The sequence below is a fragment of the Legionella navarrensis genome, from assembly GCF_052527415.1.
Genome location: NZ_JBNVZR010000039.1, coordinates 1 through 5,010 on the forward strand (window position 1 = coordinate 1; position 5,010 = coordinate 5,010).

The following is a 5,010-nucleotide window of genomic DNA, read 5'->3' on the forward strand; positions in this document are numbered from 1 at the left end:
ACAGTCTCGAGTAAATCAAGAATGCCGTCCATCACTCCCTGTATATTTTTAAAAACCTCATGGTTCCATTACGCATTTCAATGCGGCCATGCCCCTTGTCAGCCTCTTCATAACGATCTGTGATAACTGTTGATGAGTTTTTTTTGAACTCTGCTTCCAAAAATAATCGAACGTCGTCGTTCAATATCCCCTGATTTCCTTTGTTTGCTGTATCCATCGATTAGTTAATAAAAACAGACGGATAAACCAATTAAGTACCGTATGTCAATGTATTTATTCAGGCCGTGCCACACCCACCACCCTCATCCCCTGCCCTTCTCCCTCGAGGGAGAAGGGAGCAGATCGTCTCAACTGATTAACTTCAGTTCAAATTAAGATGGGACAGCCCTGGGGACGTGCTCCATCAAACTCTATACACTTAAGTTTTCATGTGCACGATCAATAAATAGATTAGAATATAACCTGTTTGTTTTTTTTACTGGAGCACGTCCCCTGTTGGGAGGAATGTATGAGCGATGCGTGGTTGATCATTTTTGGAGGGTTGCCGGGAACGGGGAAGACGACCATCTCCAGAGAAGTTGCGAGGCAGTTAAAGGCAGTCTGGTTGCGGGTTGATACGGTAGAGCAGGCATTAAAAAATGCAGGCAGCTCCCCTGCTGGATTGGTAGGCCCAGAAGGGTATTTAATCAGTTATGCGCTGGCACAGGATAATCTCAGTCTGGGGCTGACAGTGGTAGCAGACTCCGTCAATCCTCTTGCAGTAACCCGTAAGGATTGGCAGGACGTTGCCAGAGCGGCGGGTGTTCCGTTTTTGGAAATAGAAATTGTGTGCTCGGATCCAGAAGAACATCAAAAAAGAGTAGAAACAAGGACGCCTGATATCAAGGGCCATCAATTGCCGACCTGGGAAGACGTAAAAAATCGCGATTATGAGCCGTGGGACTCGGCATCTCTATGTATCGACACAGCCAGATATTCTGCTGATGAGGCAATTAATAACATCCTGTCGCATATCCGCCAGGCTGGCTGATTGCCTTAAAGCCTCTAGTGCCTTGTCAAGATTAAATACAGAGGTAGGGTGGGCAAAGGAGCGACAGCGACGTGCCCACCCTACCCTAGGATTGAATATTGATAAGGCACTAGTAAAGCCTGATTTTTGACTTAAAGCGCAGCAACAGCAACAGGACGCTGAGACCGGCGCCAATAACCATTCCCCACCAAAAACCAACACCACCAAAGTGTAATCGCGTTGCCAGAAAATAACCGACAGGCAGCGCAATGCCCCAAAAACTTAAAATCGAAATAAATAAGGTAAAGTGCGTATCCTTAAGCGCGCGCAGTGTACCAAATAATGAAATTCTTACGGCCTCAAAAACCTGGAACAAAGCACATACCGTTAGAAACTGGGTCGCGAAACGTACGATTTCCGCGTTTTCTGGCTTGTTAACATCAAAATCAAGCGATATAAGCAGGGTGGGAAAACACCAGTAACAAATGGCTACCAGCAGCATAAACAGCAGGGAAATCAACATGGCCACATAAGCAGACTGCTCTGCTGCTTTTTTATCGCCTGCTCCCAATAAATAGCCCATGCGCACGGTTATCGCCTGTGCGATGGAAAAAATGATAGCCATCAGGGTGCTGAGGTATTGCAGAGCAATCTGATTTGCCGCAATAACAAGACCGCCAAACAAGCCCATGACCAGCGTCAGCGCGAGGAAAAAAGCAACCTCAACACAATACATCAGCCCCATAGGCACGCCAATATGCAGGAGCTCGATGAAATAACATGGTTTGACTGGTTTGAGTAAATAGTCAAAATAGTGCTTATAGTGCCTGCTGGTTAAGGCATATCCCCCAATAAAAAAGGCCGTAAGCCAGTTGCTGATTGTCAGCCCCCAGCCGGCACCGGCAATACCGAGTCCCGGCATCCCAAACCGGCCAAAAATAAGAGAAAAACTAAAAAAAACCGTTAATGAAACAGAAAGCAGATTGAATATCAGAATAAGCCGGGCGCGTCCCAGGCCCATAAGTACTTCGAGCAGAGCAATCAGGATGACATTAGGCAGGATTCCCCACGCCATTGCGTGCAGATACGTTTCAGCAAGCAGGACAATAGCCGGACTTTGTCCCGCCAGAGCGAAGAGAGACGACATATTCCAGAAGAGTGCAAAGATCGGAATCGCCAGTAAAATCGCGAGCCAGAACCCATCCCGCACGATCAGTAGAATCCCCTCTTCCTCCTGAGCACCGTTTTTATGTGCCACCAACACATTGATAGATCCCAGGGTTCCGTAGAGTATGACAACAACCGTTCCGAATGCCCAGCTGACCAACGATCCCGCGGCCAGCGTTTCCGGACTTAAGTGAGCAAGAAAAATAGTTTCAAAAAACCAGACAGCGGATTGTACCAGACCTGTCAAAGCAAGGGGGATTATCAGTTTCAGCAGAGGATACATATTGTTTTTTATAGCATTCATAACATCAAATCCCCATTCAGTCTCGCGCCTGTTTTGGCGGTGCCTGCGTCGACAGGCATTAGCATCCGAGGCACTGACAGAAGTAGTCAGCAGCCCCCTCTTAATCTTTCTTTCTATGAAATATACCACCAGACCGGATCGGCGTGAAACGCCTGCTTAACACGGTTCGGATGCAGCCTGCAAATGACAGGCGTTAGCATAGTACGTTTGTCCATGGATTTGACAAAATGAATAGTGATACTATGCTTATAGTGCACTGCAACATAAGGATAACGATCATGTCTACTCAACAAAATTTTAATGCGCTGGAAGCGCCTTTTCGTGACATCATGAATTTAAACGTAAAAACAATACAGAACTTTTCTTACATGAGACCCATGGAACTGATGGATCCCAGTAAACCCGAACAATTTATGGATAAAAATGTAGAAATGCTGATCGAAAACGGTCATAAAGCACTGGACTACATGCAGAGTATGTTCGACATTGTGGGGAAACACTGGGGTTTTATGTCCCGTGAAATCATCGTTCAATCCCAGAAAAAAGCTCAAAAAAACATGCGGGAAGGGATGATTATCAATGCGAAACTGATAGAGAAAAGCACAAGTCCGTTAAAAGACAGAAAACGTCATGCGGCAGCCAGTAAAATGCAGACGAAACCCAAAGCCTCTCCTGTCGGAAAAAAGGCGTCTGCCGAGGTGAAAGAAACACGCCAGGCATCTGATAAAAAACTGGTTAAGGCTGCTAAAACCTCCCGCATAATACCCGCGAATAAAAAACATTAAAAAACTCATGGGCCGCGTTGCCATTAAACAATTGCAACGCGCCCTGACAACATACTCCAGGTCTGAAAATCAGAACAAAGCGCCCGCCATATCGGCAAATTGAGTAATTGACATGATCCTGAAGCCAGAATTATAGTTAGCCCGGACAGGCAGGATGGGAAAAACATCCTGTTTACTTATCGGACGCTGACAAGGATAACAATCATGGCAAAAGGAAGCAGTAACAGAGGCCCTCATGGCTCAGGAAGAACACCGCCAGGTAAAGACAAATCAAGATTCCTGCAGGAACAGGCCCGTCAAGCAGCACGTCATACCCATGCCAGAAAATTCGCGGCACCTGCTCCCATACCGGAAACAACGACAGGCGGGGAAATCAACTGGGGTAGAGTCTTCTTACGATATGGCACCGCCGCGGGTCTGGTTGCGATGTCTATGTACATCATCTACAGGCTGACAAATCCAGTCAGTACGTCTGACTCCTCATCATGCTCCCATCCTGGACCTGGCATGAGCGATTTAGAGTTTCGTGGAACGCAGGTGATGCTGGGACAACTCATTCATGCCTACAACCAGACTCATCCAGAAACATCGGCCTGCCTTGACCAGTATGTACATGCCAAATCGAGCGTCAATGATACCGCCGCTACCGACACCTCGTCGCTGGTATCCGGGCGCGTGCGCACGGCACTGGCCAGTCCGGTCAGTCATGCCGATGTCAGGGCTCTTGATAACTGCAGACAGAGCGCAGATAAATCGCAGCCAGCCTCTGGCCGCCTCGCAGAACACATTCGATTTTTCAGTGCTCACGCCGATTCAACCGAGAGTATTATGTGTCCCTACAATCAACTTGTCCGGGCAATCAAAGAATCTACCTGCAACATTCGGGATTTCTCGATAAAAGACATGGGTGATTATTGGCGGTTCACCGTTCGGGAAGACTCAACCTGCGACTGGAGCCGGGTCGATTATCCCAGCTGTTTCAGCCCGCAGAGCATATCCAGCGAGTTAAGCACCCTGAGTCCTGAAGAAAGTACCACGCTAAAAGGCACGTTGATTTACGCGTTCAACCGTCTGCACGCGGAAACAGCCTGTCCGTATAATGGCGATCTGCCCAAGGCACTGCATGGTGGAGCGCTTCGTCTTTTCGAGGAAGATTTTGAAGAACGATTTACCCATTTACTCTCGTATGCACAACAGGTACAGGGACGCGATGATATTCTGCTTCCCAGCACCCTCACCCGCTTTGCAGACATGCTGGATGAGTGCGTTCCGTCAAAACCCGGCACCGGACGTGAAACCAAATCAAGCATACCGCTTTGGGGAGAGCTCCTGCACTGGATTCAAAGGCAGGCGGCCATTGCTTCGCGTGATGAGGTGATAGGCTCCTCTTATCCCAGCAGACAATCCTTGATGGCTTCGTATACGGTGATCGAAAAAGGCAAAAAAATCCAAAAAGAAGAACCCTGCATTCAAAGCGCCCTGTTCAGGCTGTTCTTCCTGGACACCCCTGCCTATTGGAAAACCGCTGAATTTGTACGCCATGGGGAGACTGAAAGCAGCGCATACAGACCATGACCGGCCAAACAGTGGATATTAAGACCGCTCACGTAGCTCGGATTAGGCGCAGCCGTAATCCGGGACGCCACGGTCACCCTGGTCCGGCTCTACGTATGTGGCCGGTTTCCCGGATTACGCTGGCGCTAATCCGGGCTACAAGGGCTGACATCCGCTTTTCGTCCGGTACA

The 5,010-nt window shown here is 48.3% G+C and carries 4 protein-coding genes; 3 read left to right on the top strand and 1 reads right to left on the bottom strand.

Going from position 1 to position 5,010, the window contains the following annotated elements; genetic code table 11:
* The first annotated feature begins 508 nt into the window (after window positions 1–508).
* Entirely contained in the window at window positions 509–1,030 is a 522-nt protein-coding gene (locus ACQUTA_RS12955) for a P-loop nucleotide/nucleoside kinase family protein (RefSeq protein ID WP_444988685.1), read from the top strand.
* Window positions 1,031–1,139: 109 nt separating this feature from the next.
* On the opposite strand, the gene ACQUTA_RS12960 is transcribed toward ACQUTA_RS12955, so the two are convergent.
* Entirely contained in the window at window positions 1,140–2,480 is a 1,341-nt protein-coding gene (locus ACQUTA_RS12960; protein ID WP_444988686.1) for an MATE family efflux transporter, read from the bottom strand.
* A gap of 278 nt (window positions 2,481–2,758) precedes the next feature.
* Between ACQUTA_RS12960 and ACQUTA_RS12965 the strand changes: the two genes are divergently transcribed.
* Both ACQUTA_RS12965 and ACQUTA_RS12970 read left to right on the top strand, forming a co-directional pair.
* Window positions 2,759–3,265 (top strand): hypothetical protein, encoded by a 507-nt coding sequence (locus tag ACQUTA_RS12965; RefSeq protein WP_444988687.1) that lies wholly within the window; start codon window positions 2,759–2,761, stop codon window positions 3,263–3,265.
* A 204-nt stretch (window positions 3,266–3,469) separates the two neighbouring features.
* On the top strand, window positions 3,470–4,840 hold the full coding sequence (locus ACQUTA_RS12970) for a hypothetical protein (protein WP_444988688.1): 1,371 nt from the start codon (window positions 3,470–3,472) through the stop codon (window positions 4,838–4,840).
* The last annotated feature ends 170 nt before the right edge of the window (window positions 4,841–5,010 follow it).

Coding starts and splice junctions, on each gene's coding strand:
- ACQUTA_RS12970 (WP_444988688.1), top strand. CDS start 3,470: ATGGCAAAAGGAAGCAGTAACAGAGGCCCTCATGGCTCAGGAAGAACA.
- ACQUTA_RS12965 (WP_444988687.1), top strand. CDS start 2,759: ATGTCTACTCAACAAAATTTTAATGCGCTGGAAGCGCCTTTTCGTGAC.
- ACQUTA_RS12960 (WP_444988686.1), bottom strand. CDS start 2,480: ATGAATGCTATAAAAAACAATATGTATCCTCTGCTGAAACTGATAATC.
- ACQUTA_RS12955 (WP_444988685.1), top strand. CDS start 509: ATGAGCGATGCGTGGTTGATCATTTTTGGAGGGTTGCCGGGAACGGGG.